Raw genomic sequence first — 23,653 nt, 5'->3', positions numbered from 1 at the left:
AGTACGTAGTCTTATTTACAAGTGAAATGATAATTTCTTAGCGATATACAAATAAAAAATTCATATTTACTTAAAGGGCGTTTTAATTGAGCAATGAGCACAAAATTTATTTCAAATTTACACAGGCCCGTTATTTGAAGAAGAAAGGGCATAACATATGTTATGTCCTTTCATTTATTAATTGTTTCAATTTAGGTCTTGATAAAATCGAATCTAGATTCCTTTTTAAATGGGAATGATTAAGGAATTAATAAAATCTTCCCGGTGCTTTTTCTGCTCTCTAATAATTCATGGGCACGGGCACCGTCTTGTAAAGAGAATGTAGTAGGATTTGCGATTTTTAATTTTTCAGCCGTAATCCATTCGAATAATTGAGAGGAGCGTTCCTTTCTCTCTTCATAAGATATAAGCACGTTCCAAAGGTCTCCGCCAGTTAAAGTTTTCGAAGTATCCATAAGCATACGCGGATCAACGGGCGCAGGATTACCACCGGCCATTCCGTAAAATACGACAGTACCACCAGTTTTAGTAGCGCTAAAACTTTCCTCTAATGTAGAACCTACTGATTCATATACAACATTTACTCCATGACCATTTGTTATTTCAAGTACTTTTGTATGCCATGCTTCCGTATATAAAAAAACGTGATCAGCACCAGCTAATGCAGCTATCTTTGCTTTTTCTTTTGATGACGTGAGGCCGATTGCTTTTCCGCCTAGTAGTTTAATTATTTGAATAAGAAGTTGCCCAACACCGCCAGCTGCTGCGTGTACTAAAGCTATATCATCTTGTTTTATTTGATAGCTATCTTTCGTTAAATAGTCTGCTGTTAATCCTTGTAATAAGACAGAAGCGGCTGTTTCAAAAGAGATAGAATCTGGAAGCTTAATTGCTTTCTCTGATGGAATGGCAACTAGTTCTGCATTTGCAAATGGGACATCAGCAAATGCAATACGGTCTCCAGGATTAATATTCGTAACGTCAGCTCCTACTTTTTCAACAATGCCAGCCGCTTCATAACCTAATATATAAGGCGGGTTGCCAGCGAGATGATAATCACCGCGGCGTCTATAAATATCAGCAAAGTTTAATCCGATTGCTGTCGTACGGATAAGAATTTCATTTGGATTTATGATTGGATCATGAATTTCTTTATATTGTAGTACATCTGGACTTCCAAACTGTTCAAAACAAAGTGCTTTCATATGGAATACCTCCATTTTATTGTTTGTCGATGCTCTTTATCATACAATACAAATATCAATAGACAAAGAGGATTATTTCGATGAAATCAATCGGAAATATCGATTGAAAAGAGGGACGATAAATGGAGATAAAACAATTAATTACATTTAAAGTAGCGGCGGACACTTTGAATTTTACGCAAACTGCGAAGAAATTAAACTTTGCTCAATCGAGCGTAACGGCGCAAATTAAAACGTTAGAGGCTGAGCTAGGTACGCCGTTATTTGAAAGATTAGGAAAACGTCTTTTTTTAACTGAAGCAGGTAGAAAGTTTCAACTATATGCCGACAAGATGATTGCACTCAGTAACGAAGCAAAAATGGCTGTGAAAGATGATGAGGAAATAGAAGGTACGTTAATAATCGGTGCGCAGGAAAGTCAATGTACATATAGACTGCCTTCTATATTAAAGAGGTTTAAAGCACAATTTCCTCAAATAAAGCTTATATTTAAACCAGCGCATTCCAATAAAGATGCGAAGGAACAATTGATGGAGGGAAAAGTCGATCTTGCCTTTATTTTGGATGAATGTAAAACAGAAGATGCTTTACATGTGGAGCCGCTTATGAAAGAAGAATTAAAGGTAGTAGCTGCTTCAGGGCATCGTTTACTTGAACAACCTTCCATTTCTACAAAAGATTTAGAAAGTGAGACACTTTTATTAACGGAGCTTGGTTGCTCGTATCGGACTTTATTTGAAGAGCTATTTCGTAAGGAAGATGTGTATCCAGCAAATAAGATTGAGTTTGTTAGTGTCGAGGCAATTAAACAATGTGTTATTGCAGATTTAGGAATAGCTGTGTTACCAGCAATAGTAGTAGAAAAAGATATACGAGAGGGGACGATAGAAGAGTTATATTTAGAGAGTGCAATCTCACCGATTTATACACAAATTGCTTGGCATAAAGATAAATGGATGACAGTGCCACTACAGCAATTTATTGATGTGACGAGGGAGTTTTTTACAACAGATTAAGTGGAGAAATATTTATTTTATATAAAAGAAAAATGGCACTTTTGTATAACGAACCGATGCTTGCATGTAACAAGTATCGGTTCTTTTATGTTTTAAATGAAGAATGCTATAAAATGTGTATTTCTCAACTTTTTTTCTTAGACGGCTAAGTAAATTTCTTCGTATATTCCAATAATCATAAGGAAATTTACAACGTTTATTCGTTTCTGTAAAATGCCTCTAGGAAGTATGAAAGGAGGGGCGTACATAGGGGGGGGAATTGTCTTTATTATACGTACTTATTTTGAGGGGAGAATTTAAAATGTTTAAAAAGTTAATGAAAGTATGCGTGTTAAGTGCGGCAAGTATAGGTGTCTTATTTAGTTTCCAAGGAAGTACATTTGCAGCTACTGATTTAAGTAGTTATTACGACGGAAAAAATCCGGCTACAACGAAAGTGTACGGAGGCAGTACAACGTGTGATGCAGATGGATTTAATGCAAAGTCTACAGCGGTGTACGAAGGTAGTAAAAAAGTAGGGACAGTGTATTTACGTTACAGTAATAAATGTCATGCAGCTTGGGCTAAGTTTGTTTTAGATCAACCAGCACCAGCTGTTTCTGGAGGAGTGTATGCGTACGCTGTTGTGAATAAATACAAAAATGGTGTATTCCAAAAATCAGTCACTTCTAATCAGGGAAACGGCACAATAAAAACAGGTCAAACGAGCACTTATACAGGAATGGTATTTGATTTAACTGCTGATTTCGGATACACAGCAGATGCTGAAGCGGTTACGTTTAATAATGGTTATGGAAAAACAGGACGCTATTAAAAAGGAGTGGAATACTTTGAAACTTTTAAAAAAGCTAAGCGCATGTTTTTGTCTATCATTGCTCGTTTTAACTAGTGTGTTTAGTACGACGAATAATGATAAAGCATATGCAGAAGATCATTCGTATGATGGGAAAAGTCCGTATTACAATAGCTGTGACCAATCCGCAGTAACGAAAGAAAAGAAGTGGATTGATTCCAATTCTTATGTGGAATTAAAATTTAGTACAACGTGTAAGACAGCATGGGCAAAAGTTACAGTAACTCGTGCAGCAGTATATAATAATGAAGCTGATGCAAGAATCGTAAGAAAAACAGATGGAAAGGCATATACTTGCGGAAGTGCTGGAGGAAATGGTGTTGTGAATAAAGGGCAAACATCGTGCTATACGCCAATGGTATATGATTTAGATCCAAGAAAGGCGCAAGCACAGGGGAAACATGCCATTCCAAATAGTGATGCATATAATTATGCGGAGACTATTTGGTATTGATAGTATTATAAATGTGTTAAGAGCTTTTATTTAATGTTGATATGAAGATGAAAGAGCCTTGCTATATTTTACTGTAGTAAGGCTCTTTATAGTTGTTTGATTTTTATTTGACTAAAGCTTTTGATAGATATTTAGAACTATTGCATTAACTAAGATCTGTATCAGGAGGAGTATATCCAAGGTGACGAGCCATTGATACAATTTGTCCTTTATGGTGAAACTCATGAGTTTCTGTATGAGTTAAAAGCCATAGTGGAGTTGTACTCCAAGGCTCTTTTTGCCATTTCACTTCATTTGCTAAATTTTCGAGCCAACGGTCATTGTATTCATCTAAAAAGCGTAGTACAGTCTCATCTACTAACTTAAATCTATCACGGACTTTCGCGACATCTGCATGCTCAATTTCATAATCGCTAGCAAATGAAAAATCTGCTCGCTTTTGCTTAAATGCAAATGATCCAAGCCAGTATCGATAGCAATCGGCTACATGAATATGTGTCTTTATAATACTGCCGCTTCCGAAATTAGTAATTGTGCTATGTAATTTTTCTAGTGGGATTTCTTCCAAAAATGAAAATAGCGTTTCTCTTGTAGAGCTAATAAGATTATATTGTTGTTTTAAAACATGTAACATGAAATTAACACTCCTCTTTTATTTACTAAACTATTTGTGTAGTAAATAATTCTATATGTACGAGGGGTGAACCTTTTTATTATTTTTACTAAGCATATTAGATGTATTTCTTCATTGTTTCTGATAGATTAAACAAGGTGAAACTTTAATAAGTTGAACATTCTTAGTTCATAATAAATGGTACATGAAGAAGGGGAACGATCAAATGAATAGACTAGTTGGCTTAAAACAATTTGAAATAACGCGTGGGGAATTGCTTAAATTTATGGAGACGCTAGACGATAAAACTGTGGATACACAGCCAGAAGGTTTTAATAATACCATTCGTTGGCATATCGGTCATGTGTTAACGGCAGCAGAAGTTTTCATGTTTGGAAAAGAATTCAAACAATTACCAACTGAATATCCAGGCATGTTTGGATATGGATCAAGACCGTCTAAATGGAAAACAGAAGGACCAACGTTAGAAGTGTTAACGGCTCAATTAAAAGAACAAGCAAAAAATATTAACGAAATTCCAGCAGAAGCATTTGAAAATAAATTGCCAGAGCCATTCCTAGGACTGGAAACAGTAGGGGAGCTATACGGTATGATGCTTTATCATGAAGCTGATCATATTGGGCAAATGAAGGCGATGGAACGTATTATTAAGGCTCTTTAGTTTTAATTGCATATAAAAAACGAAATCACAATAAAGGTGTAATGTTAAATAATATATAGACAAAAAGGGTAGATAATTTATTATCTATCTTTTTTGTTTATTGAATTTCTTGAATGATTACCATCGTGATACTGATGAAGTAGGGATAGTTATTGTTATTTTGTTTTACATAATAGAAAAATATTGAAGATAATTCAGAAGAAAGTATAAAGCTGTAAAATCTGTATGAGATAGCTTGTTCCTAAATATGGAATATACGTATAATAATAGAGAAGAATTAGAAATAGGGGTGAATACTATGATTACATTAGAACAAAAGTTGGAGCAATACACACATACATATGGACAGTTAAAGGGAGAACTAAAATGGAAAACGAGTGATTCTCGAACTGGAATGATGATTGCTGCTATGTATGCAAGTAGTGATAAATCATTTGATCTCGGACGTTTTTTAGAAATTAGTAGTTATATTAAGAATCAGGTAGGGATGTTTTCATACTTGAAGTCTTATCATCGCTTTGTGGTGGCCGCAACTTTAGATATTCACTTTACAGATTATAAGAAAGCTTTTCGGAAGTTTTTAAATTTATATGAACAATTGGTTGCTGGTGGTTTTAGCCGAAGTATATTTACTTATCTCGCAGCAGCTGTGCTTTTAACAGAAGAAAATGAACAGCATGGCACGCACGTTCAGCGTTCGATGCAAGTATATAAACGCATGAAAGAGGATCATCTTTTTCTTACAGGTACGAATGATTATCCGCTCGCGGTTTTACTAGCAGGACAATCAGAGAATGTAGAAACACTTATGGACCGAGTGGAACGTCTTTATCAGAAACTAGCGAAAGCTGGTTTGCGTAAAGGGAATGATCTTCAATTTTTAAGTCATATTCTTTCGCTAAAGAAGGATGTCCGTGAAGAAATGTTAGTTGCAACATGTACAAACATATGGAATTTGTTAAAACAAGCAAAGGTAAAAGTGAAACAGATGCATTATCCAGCAATCGGGCTATTAGCGTTACTTGAAGATGGAGAAAAAGAGATTTATGCTATTAAAGCGTTGATTGAAAAATTGCAAGGGGAGAAATTATTCCGTTGGCATACAGATGCGAATATTCTTATTGCTATTCAACTGTTCGTAAGTCAGAAAGGTGAAGAAAGTAAAGCTACCAACACAGGTTTACAAACTATGATAGAAGTCCTCATACAAGCACAACAAGCAGCTATGATGGCAACGATTGCCGCTTCATCTGCAGCAACATCTTCTGCTAGTAGTAGCTCATAATATGTAACTACTTTAATAAGGAAGGTAAAAAAGCCCATCACTTTCTAATGAGTGATGGGCTAACTATTTTTACATAATCAGCATTATTTTTTCGACTCTTTCAAATGTTTGAGTTGTGTAACAATCATAATGCTAATAACAACGAGTAAAAACCATGAGCTAATTTTGCTTAAATGAACAAGATTCCACGTTTCCCGTTGATTTGGATATTGCCATGCTCCAAAAAATGTTGCGATGTTCTCTGCAATCCAAATAAAGAAACCAATAAGGAAAAAGGAGAGAACGAGTGGCATTTTATATGTAACGCCTCGTAATGAAAATTCTACAAATGTCCGAAAGAAAACGATGAATAAAAGTATAGTTAATACCCATCTAAAGTCATATAGAAAATGATGTGTGAAAAAATTAAAGTAAATCATAGCGCCTAGCGGTATAGCAAAAATAGCTCTCGGCCAATGGTACATTTGTAAATGTAATCTTCTCCACGCTTGGCATATGTAACTGGCAACACTTGCATACATAAAGCCACTGTAAAGTGGAACTCCAAAAACTTTTGAATACGCCTCTTCTGGATAACTCCATGAACCGAAATGTACTTTATATATTTCTAGTAAAAGCCCGATAAGGTGAAAAACAGTAATTACTTTTAATTCGTCTTTCGTCTCAAGTCCAGTCTTATACATAATCCACTGCATAAGAAGACATACGATGAGTATGAAATCGTAGCGGTATAACCCTGGGATGGAAATGATTTTTGAAAGGGCTAGTGTTAAGAAAATAACGACTGGGAATAAACAGGATAATGCTTGTTCATAAGTAAAATAGAGTAGTTGTTTTACATAAAACATGTTTTCACCCTCTGTGATTTCTTGTTTTGATTGAATAATCTGAAGAATAATTAAGTATACTATAGTTCTAAATGATAGAGAACTATAATTAGTTTGTTTGAAAAAATAAAAAAATGTAAAATGAAGTTAATTCAATGTAGAGGAGATGTGCCAATGTCAGCGCTTATTGTAAGTATCCCGTTTAAAAAACAGTTTAAGAAACAAGGGGATAAATAGGCTAGAATAAGTATCCCCATTATTTAATAAAGGGGGAGTTTGAAATGACAATGAATCTTTTTCAAAATAAAACGATTAAATTATCAGCTATGAGAGAAGCAGATGCTGTAGTAATGGCTATGTGGCAAGAAGATAGTGAGTATTTAAGAAACGTAGATACAGATGTAGCATTCCCACTATCATTAAAGGAAATAGCGAGTGATGGGTTATTAAAGGGGCGAAGATCGAATAGTGTTTCTTTCATGTTAAGGACAGTTCAAGAAGATCGCTTAATTGGTTTTGTTGCAATTCATGGCATAGAGTGGAATAACAGAACGGGTTTATTAGCAATTGGTATAGGAGATGCAAATGATAGAGGAAAGGGATATGGAAGAGAAGCGATCCATCTTATCTTAAAATATGCTTTCTATGAATTGAATTTACACCGTGTCGGTCTAGATGTTATTTCTTATAATAAAGCTGCTATTGAGTTGTATAAAAAAATGGGCTTTCAGATAGAAGGCTGTATGAGAGAAGCAGTTCAAAGAGATGGGAAGTGTTTTGATCGTATGATTATGGGGATATTAAGGGATGAATGGATAGAGCTGCAAGGTTAGAAAGTACATTCGAAATTATATATGTAGTATGCAGGAGATATAATGATAATTGGCGAAATTTTACAGTGTACTGATTGAATTTATAAGGAGTCATGCAAAATGAATTTAGACAAAGCAAAACCAGTAAATGAAGAGGTCGCTGAATTAAAGGAACTAATTAAAGAATTACACGGAAGTGTACATCAACTGCAAAGTGAAGTGCAGCAACTAAGGCATGAAAGACCAGTTGTTGAAGTGCGAAAAGGTGTTCAACTATCACCAGCAATCGTTGGCCAAATTGGTGGTATGATATTAGGTGGGTTAGCAATTATCGGTATATTTTGGTGATGAAAAAAGGTTTGCAGCATAGTGCTGCAAACCTTTTGTATTTGACGATATAATTTCACGCACTACAACTTTTACATTAAATAACGCAAATATATATAAGCGTGTGATAATAGTAATGCAATGATTGTTAACGGTAACCCAATTTTTAAGAAGTCCATATAGGAGAAAGCATGTCCTTCACGTTTTGCAATACCAGCAACGACTACGTTTGCGGATGCTCCGATTAATGTTCCGTTTCCTCCTAAGCAAGCCCCAAGTGATAACGCCCACCATAGTACTTCGATTTGCGGAGAGTCGACAGATAGTCCGAGTCCTGTAGCTAAATCTTGAATAAGCGGAATCATCGTTGCGACAAATGGGATATTGTCAATTGTCGCAGATGCGATGCCTGATACCCATAAAATAAGTACCGCAGCGAAACCGATATCGCCATTTGTTACGTCGAGTACTTCTTTTGCAAGTGAAGAAATAAGCCTGATATCAATTAACCCGCCAACGAGAACGAATAGTCCGGCGAAGAAGAAAATGGTTACCCATTCAACGTGGGCAAATACATCTTCAATATCATGTTCTTTTACTCCAATTAGCATAAGAAGTGTAGCGCCTGTCATCGCGATAACGGCAGCGTCTACATGAATAACAGAATGAAGTACAAAGCCTAAAATAGTTAGTCCTAAAATTGAAATGGATTTTAAAAGGAGGCTTTGATCTTTAATATAATCTTTTTCGTTCAATGCCATTAATATTTTAATTTGCTCAGGTGTTGTTTTTAGTTTGTTACGATACATAAAGTAAATAATACCAAGTGTAACGATAGAAATAATAATTACGATTGGAGCTAAGTTTAGTAAAAAGGCATTAAAATCTAAATGCTTATTTGCTGATCCGATCATAATGTTCGGTGGGTCACCGATTAGTGTTGCTGTTCCGCCTATATTTGAAAATAGTACTTCTGAAATCAAATAAGGGACAGGGTTTACTTTTAAAATACGTGTAATGGATAGTGTAACAGGAACGATTAATAAGACGGTCGTTACGTTGTCCAAAAATGCTGATCCGACAGCAGTTAGTAGGGATAGCAATAATAAAATGCGGATTGGTTTTCCACCAGCTGCTTTTGCCGCTTTAATGGCCACAAATTCAAATACGCCTGATTGACTCGTAATATGTACGAGAATCATCATCCCAATTAAAAGGGTGATCGTTTCCCATTGAATATGTGATGTGAAAGCGGTATGTAAATCTACAACTCCAAAAATAATCATAATAGCAGCGCCGAATAATGCAATTACAGCACGATTCAATTTCTCAGAAATAATAAATCCGTACGTGACTAAAAATACGGCAATTGCAAAATAATATTGCCAATTTGCTACTTCATGTGCTGATTGTTCCAATCATGTCACCTTCTTTAAAGTATGTATTCAATTATCAAAACGTATCTCGCTGTATAAATACGGGATAAAATATATTGTAGCAAATTCAAAAAAGAAAGAAAACTATTTAACAAAGTGAAGGAAAAGACGATGATTTTACATATGATATAAAAAAATAAAGAAACACAGTGCAAATTATTAGGAAAAGTGGGCGCTGTCCTCTAATATAGAGATAGCAATTTACATTATTTTTGCGTAAAATGGTTTAAAGAGGTGAATTCCGATGGAAATAGTAAAAGATAGTTCTCTTATTCAAAATGAAATTGAACGTTTTGTAAATAAAGATGTATATATTCATTTAGAAACAACGAACGGAGCGTATGCGTCACACTTTAACGAAAAGATGATGACGGTTGGAGCATTCATTCGAAATGCAATTATTCGCTTTGAACGCGGAAAGATTACTGGAACGAATCCATACCGAGTTGGTCTGAAAATGGATCATGGCTGGGTATATGCAGAAGGTATTACGCACTGGGAAGTAGACGATAAAGAGCGTTTATTACTTGCAGGGCATGATAATCAAGGTCGCTTAGCAGTTGCACTTGAGTTAAGCTTAACGCCATTTAAGTAAGAAGGAGGGAAACTTATGGAGAGACATGTACTTGTTGTATTTCCGCATCCAGATGATGAAGCATTTGCTGCGGGAGGAACAATTCGCTTATTAACAGATCAAGGAGTACCTGTAACGTATGCGTGTGGTACTTTAGGACAAATGGGACGTAACATGGGGAAAAACGTATTCGCTAACCGTGAAACGATTCCAAATATCCGTGAAAAAGAATTAAAAGATGCATGTGAAGCGATGGGAATTCAAGATTTAAGAATGCTTGGTTTCCATGATAAAACGTTAGAATTTGAAGATGTTGATTTCGTTGCAGATAAAATTGAAGCGATCATTCAAGAAGTAAATCCATCTCGAATTATTACATTTTATCCAGAGCACGGCGTACATCCAGATCATGATGCATTTGGCCGCGCTGTCGTTCGCGCTGTATCACGTATGTCAAAAGAAGAACGTCCAGTCATTCATGCAGTTGCGATTACGAGAAATCGCGAAGCTGTATTAGGTGAGCCGGATGTTGTAAATAATATTAGTGAAGTATTCGAGCATAAATTAGCTGCACTAGGTGCGCATCGTTCACAAACAGAAGCGATGTTAGAAGAAACACATGCAAAAATCAAAAATAAAGATGCAGCAACGTTAAAATGGCTGCAACTTGAACAATTTTGGACTTATAAATGGGAGTAGGCTAGAAGGAAACTTCTAGTAGCTCTTACATAGAAAAAGCACCGTCATTTGTGACGGTGCTTTTTTAGTGAATAATCTTTATTCTCCGCTATTTGAGAGTAACCTTCACTTTATCGTGTACTCCATTCTTTTGTAAATTCATCATGATATGCTTCGCTCCAATGGTATGGCTGCAACTCTTTTAACGGTTTGAAAATAATATCTTGTTTAGAATTTGTAATGGCGCATAGTACTTCTGGTCCCCAATAAAATAAACGTTCTTGGCATACACCACAAGGTGATAATACTTTTAATTCAGAATGCTCATCTTCCCTTGCAAGACAAATAGAATGTGTAACTTTCTTATGAAATTTATGAGCTTCTAAAATTGCACCTGTTTCCATACAAAGTTCTGTTGAAGCGTTTATTACGTCAGGGGCCACACTTGTATAAATGGATCCATCTTCTACACGGATTGCTGCAGCTCCGCCCCAATTATGCGGATATCTTTGGTCAATTAAACTTTTCACTGCATCATATAATTGTTGTTCAATGCTCAATTGTATTTCCTCATTTCTGCTTAATTTTCGATTCAATGACTGTTATTTTATTATTAATACCGATTTTAAACTATGAATGTAAGAATTACTCTTCATCTGCATACTTTTCCTCTAAAGAAATTAATAGAGTAATTAACCCGAGTACTACAATAATTAAAGTGGTTATAAAAGATTTAGAAAGAGAAAAAGAACCTGCAATGAAAGGTGATAAAAACTTGAATGAAAGTATACTAGCTAGTAAGGACACTACTAAGATGGTAAAAAGAGCTACATTTTTATTACTAATAGATGATTGTAAAAAATCTTTAATAAAGCCAATAGAGACAAATATAGTTAGTATGATAAGTGAAATAAAATAATGTGTTACATTTGTCATACTAATAGTAGGATCGTCTATTATGTAGGCAAGTAACTTAGATATTAACATACCACCAAACAATAGAATAATAAAAGCGAGTAATTCTGTTGACATATAAGTGCTGAAATTGGCTTTCTTTTTAAAGAGCTTATAGCTTAGAGTAGCCTGGATTAGTTGCATGATAAATAAAGCGATAATCCACACATAATAGACAATTGGTAATTCTCCTGAGAATAGAGAGATTAGGAAATTTATTACTGTCCTTAAAATTTCAATCATTACAAAAATCCTCCTGTTTGTAAGCTTTGCGAAATTAGAAATATGCTAGTCCGTCGTTTAATAATTTGAACTATCAATTCAAACTATTTCTAATTATTCCATAAAAAGGTGGTAGCATCAAGTTATCTTTTTAGCTAATACTCTAAGGCCAAACACTAGAAAAAGAAACACAATATATAATATAATTGAAAAAGTATATTTTAAAATCAATGTTAATATTACCCTCCTATAAGTATTAACATGCGTAATTGAGGTGTTTTCTTTGTTGTTTTATGATCGAATTTCTATAATGGCCCCTCCCGTTCCGTAGCTAAGAAAAGTCTTTTTATTTTTGAGATTTTCATAGTTATAGGAGGGTATGAAATATGAAAAAAGTCTCAGTACCATCACTTTTGTTAATGATTATTCTTGTGGCATTTCCGCAAATTAGTGAAACGATTTACACACCGTCTTTACCTGACATTTCAAAGGCGTTACAAGTAAGTAATAATGAAGTGCAGTTAACGCTTAGTGTGTATTTTGCTGGATTTGCTTTAGGTGTATTTTTTATTGGATGGTTATCGGATATAATTGGTCGTCGCCCGGCAATGTTACTTGGAATTGTTGTATATGGCGTAGGGAGTTTCTTATGCTTTATTGCAAATTCCATTGAAGTTTTACTGCTAAGTCGTTTTATTCAAGCGTTTGGAGCAAGTGCTGGCTCTGTTGTTACACAAACGATTCTTCGTGAAAGTGTAGAAGGGCATAAGAGGCATGTTATGTTTGCTCAAATCTCGGCAGTCATTGCTTTTACACCAGCGATAGGACCATTAATTGGTGGCTTTCTTGATCAAATGTTTGGATTTAAAATCGTATTTTTGAGTTTAGTAGTTATGAGTGTCGGGATTTTTCTGTATACGTTTGTTTCTCTTCCGGAAACAAAAACGGACTCAGTAACGAATAAAATAAATGTGTTTTCTGTTTTAAAACGGTTGGTTACAAATCCGAAAGTAGTAACATATGGGCTATTAATTGGAGGAGCGAATGGTGTTTTATTTAGCTATTATGCAGAAGCGCCGTTTATCTTTATTGAATACTTTCAGTTATCGCCTAGTATGTATGGATTGTTAGGAATCGTTGTTGCTTCTGCTTCTATTATTGGAGCGAAAGTTTCAAAACGATTGCTTGCTACGTATAAACCAGAGAAGATTATATATATCGGTTGTCTTGTAATGACAGGGGGAGCCATCCTTTTATCTGTTGTTACGTTTGTTGGATCAAATCCGAATGTAATATATATGATTGGATTTTTAGTAGCGATGTTTATTTTGCTATTAGGAATTGGAGTAGCGTTGCCTAACTGTTTAAGTTTAGCATTAGTAGATTTTCAAGATGTTATTGGTACAGCCGGAGCATTGTTTAGCTTAGGGTACTATGTAATTGTAACGATGACAATTTTGGGAATGAGTCAGCTGCATACGGGATCGTTACTCGTGATGCCACTTTATTTTCTGGCTATAGTAGTTATCATGATGGTGTTTACTAAGGTGTTTATTTTAGGTAAACAAACTTCAAAAATGATTTAAATATGAAATGGTAAAAGGGTCTCATTAAAAATGAGACCCTTTTATATTTTATCCCGCTGTTTTGAGATAGTAAGGTTCCTGCCTCAAAATTGGGCTGGACTAAAGAAATTAGTAGTTTATTAATATATTAAATTTCTGGTTGGTATATGAATCGGACGTGTGGGAAATTATGTTATCAACTATAAAGATTGAAGTGCATGGGATGTGAAACAGAGGAAGAAATACTCTCCTCGGTTATTTATATTGTAATAATATTCATACCGGAATCATATTGAATAGATGTATTTTATTGTTAATTTAGTTAAAAATTAATCAGACTTATGTATAATAATTTATTGAAAAAATAATTGAATTTTTCAGATTAATGAATTAATATAAGGTAAGTAATTTTAAGATTTATAGAATATTGGAAGATGAAAGGTTTTGAGAATTTTGTAAGAGGCAAAAAACGATTTTAGGATAGCTTTAAAGTTAGTCTGAAATGACGTTTGCTTCATCATTTTCAGGGCCGAAAGGAATTAGGGGAAAGTATCTTGTTTTAAAATGCGGCTATGAATCATCTAAGAGGGGGAAGTGAAGTGGCAAACAAAGAATTGAAAAGAGGTTTAGAAGCACGTCATATTCAAATGATCGCTTTAGGCGGAACGATTGGTGTTGGCTTGTTTATGGGGTCAGCCAGCACGATTAAATGGACAGGTCCGTCAGTAATGCTTGCGTATGCAATTGCAGGTATTTTTATCTTCTTCATTATGCGTGCGATGGGTGAAATGTTGTATATGGAGCCGAGTACAGGTTCATTTGCGACGTTCGGTCATAAGTATATTCATCCGCTAGCTGGCTATATGACAGCGTGGAGTAACTGGTTCCAGTGGGTTATCGTTGGGATGTCAGAAATTATTGCGGTTGGAGCATATATGAAATATTGGTTCCCGGAATTACCAGCTTGGATACCAGGCGTAATCGCAATGGTTATTCTTGGCGCAGCTAACTTAATTTCTGTTAAGTCATTTGGTGAATTTGAATTTTGGTTTGCGATGATTAAAATCGTTACGATTCTATTAATGATTATTGCTGGATTTGGACTTATTTTCTTTGGAATTGGTAACGGTGGAGAAGCGATTGGCATATCTAATCTTTGGTCAAATGGTGGTTTCTTTACAGGTGGTTTTTCAGGATTCTTCTTTGCATTATCACTTGTAGTTGGTGCATACCAAGGTGTGGAATTAATCGGGATTACTGCTGGTGAAGCGAAGGATCCGAAGAAGACACTTACAAGAGCGATTCAAAGTACAATTTGGCGTATTTTAATTTTCTATATTGGTGCTATTTTCGTTATTGTAACTGTGTATCCTTGGGATCAATTAAGTACAATTGGTAGCCCGTTCGTAGCAACTTTTGCGAAGGTTGGTATTACGGCTGCAGCTGGACTTATTAACTTCGTTGTTATTACAGCGGCAATGTCTGGTTGTAATAGTGGTATTTATAGTGCGGGACGCATGCTTTATACGTTAGGTGTAAATGGACAAGCACCGAAATATTTCACGAAACTTTCTGGAAATGGTGTACCTTTATTCGGTACAGTTGGCGTAATTATCGGTTTAGCGGTTGGTGTTGTTTTAAGTTATATCGCACCGAAAAACTTATTCGTATATGTATATAGTGCGAGCGTACTTCCTGGTATGGTACCATGGTTCGTCATTTTAATTAGTCAAATTAATTTTAGAAAAGCAAAAGGGGCAGAGATGAAAGATCATCCGTTCAAAATGCCATTTGCTCCTGTTACAAACTATTTAACAATTGCCTTTTTAATTATGGTATTAATCGGAATGTGGTTTAACGATGATACACGCATTTCACTAGTAGTAGGTATTGTTTTCTTAGCTATCGTAACAATTAGTTTCTATGCTTTCGGAATAGGGAAACGACCTCCGTTAGATGTTCAAAATGATCAAGAGATTTCAAGTAAATAAAGATAGTAAAAAGTCCGATTTCTCATATGGAAATCGGACTTTTTGTTATTAAAATTTCTCTAAAACGATTTTCCCAATGGTACTTCCGCTTTCAAGCAGTGCATGTGCTTTCTTTACATTTTCAGCGTTAATTGGTGTTAATGTTTCATTTAATGTAGTCTTTAAAATACCTTCATCTAATAGTTCGCTTACTTTATTTAATAGTTCGTGCTGCGTAATCATATCGCCAGTTTCATACATCGCTTTTGTAAACATAAATTCCCAAACGAATGTAGCACTTTTACTTTTTAAAATGCCCATCTCAAGAGGGTGTTCATTTTCTACGATAGAGCAAATTTTTCCTTGTGGTTTAATGAGGTCACAAATTGCTTGCCAATGTTGATCTGTATTGTTTAAGCAGAAAATATAGTCTACATCTTTTATCCCGAATTCTAATATTTGATTTTGTAAAGGTTGGTGATGGTTAATGATATAATCGGCACCGAATTTTTCAACCCAGTGTATCGTTTCAGTGCGGGATGCAGTTGTGATTACATTCAGTCCAGCCCATTTTGCTAGTTGAATTGCAATCGAGCCAACACCACCAGCTCCACCGATAATTAAAATGTTTTTAAATGTATTTGTATCTTTCTTATTATAATCAACGCCTAAACGTTCAAATAAACCTTCCCAAGCTGTAATAGCTGTTAACGGAAGTGCTGCAGATTCAGCATCACTTAACGTTTTAGGTTTTTTACCAACAATTCTTTCATCAACTAAATGATATTCACTATATGTACCTTGTCTCGTAATGCTTCCAGCGTAAAACACTTCGTCGCCTTCTTTAAATAACGTACAACCTTCGCCCGTTTGTACGACTACACCAGTAGCATCCCAGCCAAGTATTTTCGCTACATCTTCTTTTTTATCTTTCGGAGAGCGAACTTTTGTATCAACTGGATTAATGGAAATAGCGTTAATTTTAACGAGTATATCTCTTCCTGTAGCAACAGGTCTTTCAACTTCAATATCAATTAAACTGTTTTCTTCTTCAATAGGTAAGTATTCATGTAAACCAATTGCTTTCATTTCTATTCCCTCCATTAAAGTAAGAGTTTTCTCTTTTATTATAGGGGGGAAAGATTGGTATGTAAAAAAGTACACTCGAATTATTTTTATGAACTTGGAAAACATTTTAAATATTAAGTATATATGGTATGTTTTAGATAGAAAACATTGCGAGGTGAATGGCTAATGACAATGAGGTTAAGAAGAAGTGACTATTTTATAGCAATGGTAATTATTATGATGTACCTTTTCATCGGTCACTTATTGGATATTAATATTTTAAAGCTTATGACCATTCATAAAGATGGTTTTAGCGTTAGTTTCTTAGGGATTGCTATCTGTTATATTTCGATTGTTTTCGCATATTTTGCGATTCGGAAATTGAAAAATGGTAAGTAAAGCTTATATATAGTACAAAAAGTCATAAGCACTTCACACGTGCTCATGACTTTTTCGTTTAAATAATTTTTTTAAATAAGTTATAAACTTTTTTTGAACTATCTTCATTTAATTGATAGTACGTAAGGTTTACATCATCAGGAGTATCTTGCTGAGCAATCATTACTTCGTTATTGTGATGGTCAACTACCCATATGAAATATTTTTTATAAGTTCCATCCTCGAAAGTAATCCACATATCACAATCTATTAAATCTGATCCTTCTTCATCTAATGTTAATTTTCCTTTTTTGGCTGTATCCATACTGTTAATGAATGTTTTTAATTCATCTGTTTTTGTGAGAAAGATATCCTTTTTTGTTTTAATTGACTCGACATGTATATCTTTTATTTCCTGTTTTCCTAAAAAGACAGGGGGCTCATTTGGATCTCTTTGAGTGGAAATGATAGTAGCTTTCTTCTTTGGTTTATTTGCTGTATAGAAATCTTGAATAGATTTTCCAAAGTTGAAAAACCATACGATTCCAAAAATAATTAATACGCTACCGAGCAGTAAAATGATTTTCTTAATAGAATATTCTCCTCTCTATCACTTCGTATGAAGAGCTTTTCTATTAATATATGATAGGGAAGCGTAAAGTATTATAGTTGAAGTTGGTTATTCTGCACAGTTTTAACAGGGCGATCTACAAGTAGATTGTAAGTGAGTCCGATTAGTACGAAAATGCCACCGACAACCTTTCCCATAGAGAGTTCGTGTGACAAGATGAAATCAATGATAGTCCCCGCAAATAATTGTCCGATAAAGATGAGTAACGTTAAATAAAATGCTGAGATTTTAGGTGTAATATAGTTCGATAACGAGATGACGATAACACCTACTAATCCACCTAAGTAAACAGCGATAGGAATAGACTGCAACGTATGAACAGGAATGTACATTGAATCTGAGCTAAAAATTAAAAATAACATAGAGAAAAATAATCCAGTAATATAATTAAAAAACGTGCCTTCCCAATTTCCGATTTTCGCTGCTAAATTCGCGTTAATAATTCTAGCAATAATTATAGAAACACCAGCTAAAATAGAGATAGTAATATATAACATTTTCTTGCCTCCATTAATAAATTGTCATGATTATAATTCCGGAAGAGATGAAACATAATCCAATTAGTTTTTTCTTTTCAAACTTTGCAACTTTCATTCCTAATAAGCCGAAATGGTCAATAACGATGGAAGCAATAGATTGACCGAGTAAACTTAATGCGATCGTAATAGAGGCACCAAGGACGGAGAAACTTATATTGTTAAAAAGAACAGTGAATACTCCAATCGCTCCAGCGCTATATAGAAAAAGTGGAATACCTTTTTCGAAACGAATTTTATTTTTGTTTATAATTAAAACGAAAATAACAGCAATTAAACCGACAAGGTGAATGACAACACTCGCTGTATACTTGCCAATTAATTCAGATAAAATCCCATTCAATGGAAGCATAACGGCGATGAGCACACCAATAAAGACAGAAAGAAAGTTATACAATGTAATATCCCCTTTAATTTTCATATTTGTAATGACTGTATCATGCTGAAATTGTGTATTACTATGACATATGTCATAGTAGAGAAAGAAATTTTTGATTACAATGGGGATGAGTTGTAAAGGCGGGGGAACTATGAAGAAAATATGTAATTCTATTAAATTAACAGAGTATATGAAACAAAATAATATTGACTCATTTTTTAGTAATGATATGAATCCATATATGGAATTAATATTTTTCAAAAAGAATGAGTTTATTTGCAGAGAAAATGAAGAGATAGATTATTTATATTTTTTCGTTGAAGGAAAAGCGAAGGCATTTAATACATTAAGTAATGGGAAATCTGTATTATTATGCTTTTATGATAGCTTGCAGCTGTTAGGAGATGTGGAGTTAATTCATTCTCAAAAGACAGCTTCAAACGTACAAGTAATGGCAGATTCATATTGTGTTGGTTTACCTTTAGGGAAAGTGAGAAATCAACTATTTCATGATGCAAAATTTTTACGATGTATTTGCGGATCGTTAGCACATAAATTAAACCGACTTTCAAAAAATAGTACAATTAATTTACTATATCCACTTGAAAATAGACTAGCGAGTTACATGTTAGCAGCGGGGGAACGAGCGGTGCAGCACGGAAATCGAATTGTATTTAGTGGGAATTTAACAGAAACAGCTGAATTGTTAGGAACGAGTTATCGGCATCTATTACGTACATTAAATATTTTTTGTGATAAAGAGATTATAAAGAAGAACAATGGTTGCTTTGAAGTAGTGAATGTGGATGTTTTGAGGGAATTGGCGGCAGATGTTTATAAATAGGAGGAGATTATAAATGATTACACCTATATTTAGAATTTTTGATGTTGAAAAAGCAAGGCTATTTTATTTGAATTTTTTAGGGTTTAAAATGGATTGGGAACATCGGTATGAGGAACATATGCCATTATATATGCAAATTTCGTTACATGATGCTGTAATACATTTATCAGAACATCATGGGGATGCTTCGCCAGGTGGTGCGATTCGGGTGAAAATAGATAATGTAGAGGATTATCATTCTATATTATTGAATAAAGGATATGCGTATTCAAAACCCGATATAGAGAGAACACCGTGGGATACTGTGGAATTAACTGTGATTGATCCATTTTTAAATAGAATTATATTTTATGAGGAGAAATTGTAGAAATGGAAGAAATCCATATACAAGTTTTCCTAAATTGAGTAGTGTAATTACGTGTTAAATAAATGGAATGAAGAGTAGTTCATAAAGTAGCGAACTACTCTTTTTCATTTTGTTAAACAGATTGAAATATTGAAGAATAAATCGTATCTTAAAACATATGAACAAATGAACATATATTTATACGTTTTAAGAAGGAGGAAAAAGATGCTAGATGTAATTATTATTGGAGCAGGTCAAGCTGGATTAACAATGGGATATTACTTGAAGCAAGCAGGGTATAATTTTTTATTACTTGAGGCTGGAGACCGAATTGGTGATTCGTGGAGAAATCGATATGATTCTTTACAGCTCTTCACACCGAGGGAATATAGTAGTTTACCAGCTATGATAGTAAAAGGAAATGGATTTCCAAGTAAAGATGAAATGGCAACGTATTTAGAAGAATATGCAAGGCATTTTAAATTACCGGTCCAATTGCAAACTGAAGTTATTAAAATAAAGAAAGAAAAAGATATATTTGAATTACATACTCCTACAGAAATTTTACAATCAAAAAGGGTTGTTATCGCAACAGGTGGCTTTCAGCAACCGTATATCCCCTCATTTTCACAACATCTTTCATCACATGTTTTTCAAATACATTCATCACAATATAAATCACCATCACAAATTCCTAAGGGAAAAGTACTAGTAGTAGGTGGCGGGAATTCCGGAATGCAAATTGCAATAGAACTTGCAAAAACTCATGAAGTTACAATGTCTATCAGTCATCCTTTAACATTTTTACCGCTACATCTTTTTAGAACAAGCATTTTTAATTGGTTAGAAAAATTGGGTTTATTGTACGCTGAAGTAAATACAAAGAGGGGAAAATGGTTTCAGAAGAGAAAGGATCCTATTTTTGGTTTTGAAGGAAAGGAACTTATTCGTAGTGGAGTAATTAAACTAGAGGAAAAAGTGGTTAGTGCATCAGAAAATAGCATTATGTTTCAAAATGGTGGCACGTATAGCGTAGGAAGTATTATATGGTCAACTGGTTTTATTCAGAACTATAAATGGATTGAAATAGAAAAAGCAGTGAATGAGAAAGGATTTCCTAATCATGTAAGAGGAATAAGTCCCGTGAGAGGACTATATTATATCGGTTTACCGTGGCAATCTCAAAGAGGTTCTGCACTTATTTGTGGTGTAGGAAAGGATGCAGCGTATTTACTTTCTGAAATCAAAAAAATAGATCAGTAGCAGCGACTACTGATCATCCATATGTACATGAATTAGGAGAGGTCAAACATTTATTAACTTTATTATAATAGATTTTCATAAGAATAAAAACTGAAAATTCTAATTTTGTGTTGAGAAAGTTTTTTGTATCGAAATATATAAAAGAATAGGGGGCTTTTAGTAAAAAGAAATATGATATTTATATTTTAACAAATTATGATATAGTTTATAAAGAATAGATTACCTGAAATATTATTTTATTACATAACAATCGCGTTTTGGGTTAAGAAAGGGGGAAATGATCGTGAAGTTTGATGATCAACGCCTACTAGGAGTACGATTAGGCTCTGTACTTGTAACAGAGGAAAATCAATATTTAGTAATTAAGAAAAAAGATCATTATGGATTATTAAATATACATAATTTAGAATGTACACATGTTGAAGTGCAGCTAGAACATATTGAAGAAATGTTGCAGGAAGATTTCCAAGAAAGTATAACGGAGATTATTGCACCAGAACATATAAAAATTGTTGCGAAAAATGTTATATAAAGAAAGAAGCTGGAAGGAACAGCTTCTTTCTTTATATTATAAGGATAACGTTTTTAAAACGTCACCAATAATCCCTTCCATTTGATGAACACCTAAGTCAGTGTTCGTCATAATAACAGCACCATTACCTCGGTATGGATAGCATACCATCATACATTGAAATCCTACGCCCCATCCAAGGGAATACATTTGTAAGTCTTCGTTAGAATCATCTAGAAAAACACCTAGTCCAGTCCATTTTGAGCAACCTTGAGGAGAAAGCATATCTTGTATTAATTTTTGAGAAAGTTTTAGTCTTCCCTTTCCTTGTAAGGAATGAATGATTTCAATTACTAAAGTTGATAAGTCTGTTGATGTTGTCCAAATATCTGAAGCAGCTGCGAATGGATAAAATGGATACTGCTCATTTGTAACGGTGCCATCTTTATTATGCCCACAAGCAAAGGCCGCCATTTTATTTATATCTACAGTAGAGAATACTGTACTATTCTTTAGCTGGAGTGGCTGAAAGATATATTTTTCTAGTAAAAGATTGAATGGTTTTCCAGTTATATCTTCAAGTAGTAGTTCAATAATACAAAAGTTTGCATCAGAGTAGTGAAATTCACTTTCTGGTGTATAAGTTATTTCTATCGGTACTGGGCAATATGATGTTTTACCAGCGAGGATTTCAGACATGTTTGGTCGCCCTTGTACAAGTGTAAAATGCTCAAAACTATTAGGAGGATCAATAATTCCAGATTGGTGACTTAATAAATTTCGCAACGTGACTTTTTTCTGTGAGGTAAATAGATTGGTAGGTATATTCCAAGATATGAGTTTATCATTTATGTCTTCGTCTAAATGCACAACTTTTTGATCTGATAACGTTAGTACGAGTATTGCGGTGATGAATTTACTAATAGAACAAGAGTTGAATATAGAATCCGTAGTGATAGTTTTAGTTGTTCCAGATTCAAGTGTTCCGAAAGCTGCCGCTTCGTCTAGTTTGCCATCGCGTATAATGGCAAGGCTTAACCCTGCAACGGAATATTGTCTCATTTTCTCATATATATTGTTACTTTTTAAGTTCATAGTGACTCCTTTCTTTAAAAAGACAGAATGTTAGTTCTATTATACAGTAGTAAATAGATAGAATGAGAGAAAAAGAAAAAACTTCATCTTTTATCGATGAAGTTTTTTTAGTTAATTCGAAGTGAATGTTTTAAAAAATTTGTCTCGGTACATGTACATAAGCCATGAGGTTGTTAGTAGGGAAATAATCATTTGTTTATTTTTAATTGGCGCATTGAAAACAAGCCAGCCAACGATATCAAATAATAAATGTAGTGCAATTGAAAGGACTACAAATTGTAGTAACGTCTTAAAAAATCTTTTCATAAAGTGCCCCCCTAAAATAAAAGGTTTTATTAACAGTGTTGTATATTACTATTATACATTAAATGTGTTTCGTGGTAAAATTTACATAAGTTAGTGAAATAAAACAAATGAAAGCTAATGAGGAGGAATAGTCATGGAATTTTGGATGATCATACCGATAGCGGTCTTTGGGTTTATTTATATCGTTGAAAAATTAAATAGAATCGAAAAGAAAACGGATGCACGTTTAAAGAGGATGGAAGATAGATTACAGCTAATTTCGAAAGAAATGGGAATTATAGATAGAGAACCTGAAATTAATAAAGAGTTGCGTCAGCTTATGGAAGAAGGAAAAACAGTTACAGCAGTTAAGAGAGTAAGAGAGGCTTTTGGTTTTTCCTTATTAGAAGCGAAGCAATATGTCGATAAATTATAAAAAAGATCATCCATTTAGGTGATCTTTTTTCATTGCACCATGCGTGTATTTACATAAGCAGCGATTATAAAGTGTCCAACTATAATGATAGGAAATACAATTTTTACATTAGGAGTAATGAAGACACTACCAATTGTGGCGATAACACCGGCAATTAAATTATAAAGACCAACTATTTTCGATAACTTACCTTTATCTGGCACACGGCGTTCGTTGAATCCTGATAAGAGCCAAGTGTATTGTTTTACTCCGATGAAATAAGCTAATGCAAATGAAATGATTGCCAGAATGAATAATGATGGAGAAGCGAAGAGAGTCATTAAAAACACCTCCGTTAAAGGGCTGTAAATAAATTATAGTATGAATGTTATAATTTAACAAAATTAAAGCGTACAAAATTTTGTACGC

At 34.2% G+C, this 23,653-nt stretch carries 30 protein-coding genes; 17 read left to right on the top strand and 13 right to left on the bottom strand.

Annotated elements, in window-relative coordinates; all coding sequences use genetic code 11:
- Positions 1–239 precede the first annotated feature (239 nt).
- Positions 240–1,205 carry a quinone oxidoreductase family protein gene (locus F8162_RS05265; RefSeq protein ID WP_151634389.1) on the bottom strand — a complete coding sequence of 322 codons (966 nt, stop codon included), beginning with the start codon at positions 1,203–1,205 and terminating at the stop codon, positions 240–242.
- Positions 1,206–1,327: 122 nt separating this feature from the next.
- On the opposite strand from F8162_RS05265, the gene F8162_RS05260 reads away from it, so the two are divergent.
- The 3 genes from F8162_RS05260 to F8162_RS05250 all read left to right on the top strand — a co-directional run bounded on the left by F8162_RS05260 (position 1,328) and on the right by F8162_RS05250 (position 3,528).
- Positions 1,328–2,221 (top strand): LysR family transcriptional regulator, encoded by an 894-nt coding sequence (locus F8162_RS05260; protein ID WP_151634391.1) that lies wholly within the window; start codon positions 1,328–1,330, stop codon positions 2,219–2,221.
- Between the two features lie 301 nt (positions 2,222–2,522).
- A complete protein-coding gene (locus tag F8162_RS05255) occupies positions 2,523–3,035 on the top strand; it encodes a YjfA family protein (protein WP_151634393.1) in 513 nt (170 codons plus the stop codon).
- A 16-nt stretch (positions 3,036–3,051) separates the two neighbouring features.
- Positions 3,052–3,528 carry a DUF2690 domain-containing protein gene (locus tag F8162_RS05250; protein WP_151634395.1) on the top strand — a complete coding sequence of 159 codons (477 nt, stop codon included), beginning with the start codon at positions 3,052–3,054 and terminating at the stop codon, positions 3,526–3,528.
- 145 nt (positions 3,529–3,673) lie between these two features.
- Here F8162_RS05250 and F8162_RS05245 read toward each other — a convergent pair whose 3' ends face one another.
- Entirely contained in the window at positions 3,674–4,162 is a 489-nt protein-coding gene (locus F8162_RS05245; RefSeq protein ID WP_151634397.1) for a DinB family protein, read from the bottom strand.
- Positions 4,163–4,346: 184 nt separating this feature from the next.
- On the opposite strand from F8162_RS05245, the gene F8162_RS05240 reads away from it, so the two are divergent.
- Positions 4,347–4,823 (top strand): DinB family protein, encoded by a 477-nt coding sequence (locus F8162_RS05240; RefSeq protein ID WP_151634399.1) that lies wholly within the window; start codon positions 4,347–4,349, stop codon positions 4,821–4,823.
- A 247-nt stretch (positions 4,824–5,070) separates the two neighbouring features.
- Complete coding sequence (locus F8162_RS05235) at positions 5,071–6,108, top strand: DUF4003 domain-containing protein (RefSeq protein ID WP_151634401.1); 1,038 nt, start codon at positions 5,071–5,073, stop codon at positions 6,106–6,108.
- An 83-nt stretch (positions 6,109–6,191) separates the two neighbouring features.
- Here the strand turns inward: F8162_RS05235 and F8162_RS05230 are convergent, their stop codons facing one another.
- Entirely contained in the window at positions 6,192–6,956 is a 765-nt protein-coding gene (locus F8162_RS05230) for a DUF817 domain-containing protein (protein WP_151634403.1), read from the bottom strand.
- Between the two features lie 260 nt (positions 6,957–7,216).
- Between F8162_RS05230 and F8162_RS05225 the strand changes: the two genes are divergently transcribed.
- Positions 7,217–7,768, top strand: a complete 552-nt coding sequence (locus F8162_RS05225; RefSeq protein ID WP_151634405.1) for a GNAT family N-acetyltransferase — start codon at positions 7,217–7,219, stop codon at positions 7,766–7,768.
- 99 nt (positions 7,769–7,867) lie between these two features.
- Positions 7,868–8,095, top strand: coding sequence for a hypothetical protein (locus F8162_RS05220; protein ID WP_151634407.1), 228 nt, complete (start codon positions 7,868–7,870; stop codon positions 8,093–8,095).
- A 71-nt stretch (positions 8,096–8,166) separates the two neighbouring features.
- Here F8162_RS05220 and F8162_RS05215 read toward each other — a convergent pair whose 3' ends face one another.
- On the bottom strand, positions 8,167–9,492 hold the full coding sequence (locus F8162_RS05215) for an ArsB/NhaD family transporter (protein WP_151634409.1): 1,326 nt from the start codon (positions 9,490–9,492) through the stop codon (positions 8,167–8,169).
- Positions 9,493–9,754: 262 nt separating this feature from the next.
- Between F8162_RS05215 and F8162_RS05210 the strand changes: the two genes are divergently transcribed.
- Both F8162_RS05210 and bshB2 read left to right on the top strand, forming a co-directional pair.
- Positions 9,755–10,105, top strand: coding sequence for a YojF family protein (locus F8162_RS05210; RefSeq protein ID WP_000407039.1), 351 nt, complete (start codon positions 9,755–9,757; stop codon positions 10,103–10,105).
- A 15-nt stretch (positions 10,106–10,120) separates the two neighbouring features.
- The gene (gene bshB2, locus F8162_RS05205) at positions 10,121–10,783 is read left to right on the top strand and encodes a bacillithiol biosynthesis deacetylase BshB2 (RefSeq protein ID WP_046957847.1); all 663 of its coding nucleotides are present in this window, start codon (positions 10,121–10,123) and stop codon (positions 10,781–10,783) included.
- Between the two features lie 110 nt (positions 10,784–10,893).
- Here bshB2 and F8162_RS05200 read toward each other — a convergent pair whose 3' ends face one another.
- Positions 10,894–11,322 carry a cytidine deaminase gene (locus F8162_RS05200; protein ID WP_151634411.1) on the bottom strand — a complete coding sequence of 143 codons (429 nt, stop codon included), beginning with the start codon at positions 11,320–11,322 and terminating at the stop codon, positions 10,894–10,896.
- Positions 11,323–11,407: 85 nt separating this feature from the next.
- Complete coding sequence (locus F8162_RS05195) at positions 11,408–11,959, bottom strand: DUF5823 family protein (RefSeq protein ID WP_151634413.1); 552 nt, start codon at positions 11,957–11,959, stop codon at positions 11,408–11,410.
- 365 nt (positions 11,960–12,324) lie between these two features.
- Between F8162_RS05195 and F8162_RS05190 the strand changes: the two genes are divergently transcribed.
- Both F8162_RS05190 and F8162_RS05185 read left to right on the top strand, forming a co-directional pair.
- Positions 12,325–13,524 carry a multidrug effflux MFS transporter gene (locus F8162_RS05190; protein WP_151634415.1) on the top strand — a complete coding sequence of 400 codons (1,200 nt, stop codon included), beginning with the start codon at positions 12,325–12,327 and terminating at the stop codon, positions 13,522–13,524.
- Between the two features lie 578 nt (positions 13,525–14,102).
- Positions 14,103–15,494 (top strand): amino acid permease, encoded by a 1,392-nt coding sequence (locus F8162_RS05185; protein WP_064475941.1) that lies wholly within the window; start codon positions 14,103–14,105, stop codon positions 15,492–15,494.
- A gap of 48 nt (positions 15,495–15,542) precedes the next feature.
- Here F8162_RS05185 and F8162_RS05180 read toward each other — a convergent pair whose 3' ends face one another.
- Positions 15,543–16,562: a zinc-binding alcohol dehydrogenase family protein gene (locus tag F8162_RS05180; RefSeq protein ID WP_151634417.1), complete on the bottom strand. Its 1,020-nt coding sequence runs from the start codon at positions 16,560–16,562 to the stop codon at positions 15,543–15,545.
- A 165-nt stretch (positions 16,563–16,727) separates the two neighbouring features.
- On the opposite strand from F8162_RS05180, the gene F8162_RS05175 reads away from it, so the two are divergent.
- Positions 16,728–16,940, top strand: coding sequence for a hypothetical protein (locus tag F8162_RS05175; protein ID WP_151634419.1), 213 nt, complete (start codon positions 16,728–16,730; stop codon positions 16,938–16,940).
- 58 nt (positions 16,941–16,998) lie between these two features.
- Here the strand turns inward: F8162_RS05175 and F8162_RS05170 are convergent, their stop codons facing one another.
- The 3 genes from F8162_RS05170 to F8162_RS05160 form a co-directional block, all read right to left on the bottom strand.
- A complete protein-coding gene (locus F8162_RS05170; protein ID WP_151634421.1) occupies positions 16,999–17,493 on the bottom strand; it encodes a hypothetical protein in 495 nt (164 codons plus the stop codon).
- 89 nt (positions 17,494–17,582) lie between these two features.
- Positions 17,583–18,047 carry a DMT family transporter gene (locus F8162_RS05165; RefSeq protein WP_151634423.1) on the bottom strand — a complete coding sequence of 155 codons (465 nt, stop codon included), beginning with the start codon at positions 18,045–18,047 and terminating at the stop codon, positions 17,583–17,585.
- Positions 18,048–18,060: 13 nt separating this feature from the next.
- Complete coding sequence (locus tag F8162_RS05160) at positions 18,061–18,507, bottom strand: DMT family transporter (RefSeq protein WP_151634425.1); 447 nt, start codon at positions 18,505–18,507, stop codon at positions 18,061–18,063.
- Between the two features lie 109 nt (positions 18,508–18,616).
- On the opposite strand from F8162_RS05160, the gene yeiL reads away from it, so the two are divergent.
- From yeiL to F8162_RS05140, 4 genes are all read left to right on the top strand, one after another.
- Complete coding sequence (yeiL, locus tag F8162_RS05155; protein ID WP_151634427.1) at positions 18,617–19,309, top strand: transcriptional regulator YeiL; 693 nt, start codon at positions 18,617–18,619, stop codon at positions 19,307–19,309.
- Positions 19,310–19,322: 13 nt separating this feature from the next.
- A complete protein-coding gene (locus F8162_RS05150) occupies positions 19,323–19,676 on the top strand; it encodes a glyoxalase superfamily protein (RefSeq protein WP_151634429.1) in 354 nt (117 codons plus the stop codon).
- A 204-nt stretch (positions 19,677–19,880) separates the two neighbouring features.
- Positions 19,881–20,918 carry a flavin-containing monooxygenase gene (locus F8162_RS05145; RefSeq protein ID WP_151634431.1) on the top strand — a complete coding sequence of 346 codons (1,038 nt, stop codon included), beginning with the start codon at positions 19,881–19,883 and terminating at the stop codon, positions 20,916–20,918.
- Positions 20,919–21,201: 283 nt separating this feature from the next.
- Positions 21,202–21,450 carry a hypothetical protein gene (locus F8162_RS05140; protein WP_087954767.1) on the top strand — a complete coding sequence of 83 codons (249 nt, stop codon included), beginning with the start codon at positions 21,202–21,204 and terminating at the stop codon, positions 21,448–21,450.
- A 36-nt stretch (positions 21,451–21,486) separates the two neighbouring features.
- Here F8162_RS05140 and F8162_RS05135 read toward each other — a convergent pair whose 3' ends face one another.
- Positions 21,487–22,524: a serine hydrolase domain-containing protein gene (locus F8162_RS05135; protein WP_225990140.1), complete on the bottom strand. Its 1,038-nt coding sequence runs from the start codon at positions 22,522–22,524 to the stop codon at positions 21,487–21,489.
- Between the two features lie 111 nt (positions 22,525–22,635).
- Positions 22,636–22,830: a hypothetical protein gene (locus tag F8162_RS05130; protein ID WP_071758676.1), complete on the bottom strand. Its 195-nt coding sequence runs from the start codon at positions 22,828–22,830 to the stop codon at positions 22,636–22,638.
- A 133-nt stretch (positions 22,831–22,963) separates the two neighbouring features.
- On the opposite strand from F8162_RS05130, the gene F8162_RS05125 reads away from it, so the two are divergent.
- Positions 22,964–23,245: a hypothetical protein gene (locus tag F8162_RS05125; protein ID WP_087984092.1), complete on the top strand. Its 282-nt coding sequence runs from the start codon at positions 22,964–22,966 to the stop codon at positions 23,243–23,245.
- 29 nt (positions 23,246–23,274) lie between these two features.
- On the opposite strand, the gene F8162_RS05120 is transcribed toward F8162_RS05125, so the two are convergent.
- A complete protein-coding gene (locus tag F8162_RS05120) occupies positions 23,275–23,565 on the bottom strand; it encodes a DUF3784 domain-containing protein (protein WP_151634433.1) in 291 nt (96 codons plus the stop codon).
- Positions 23,566–23,653: the final 88 nt, after the last annotated feature.

Source organism: Bacillus sp. CH140a_4T, assembly GCF_008923725.1.
In the GTDB taxonomy this organism is placed as follows: Bacteria; Bacillota; Bacilli; order Bacillales; family Bacillaceae_G; genus Bacillus_A.
The sequence above is the reverse complement of the archived record's forward strand: the minus strand, read 5'-3'. Positions and strand labels throughout refer to the sequence as shown.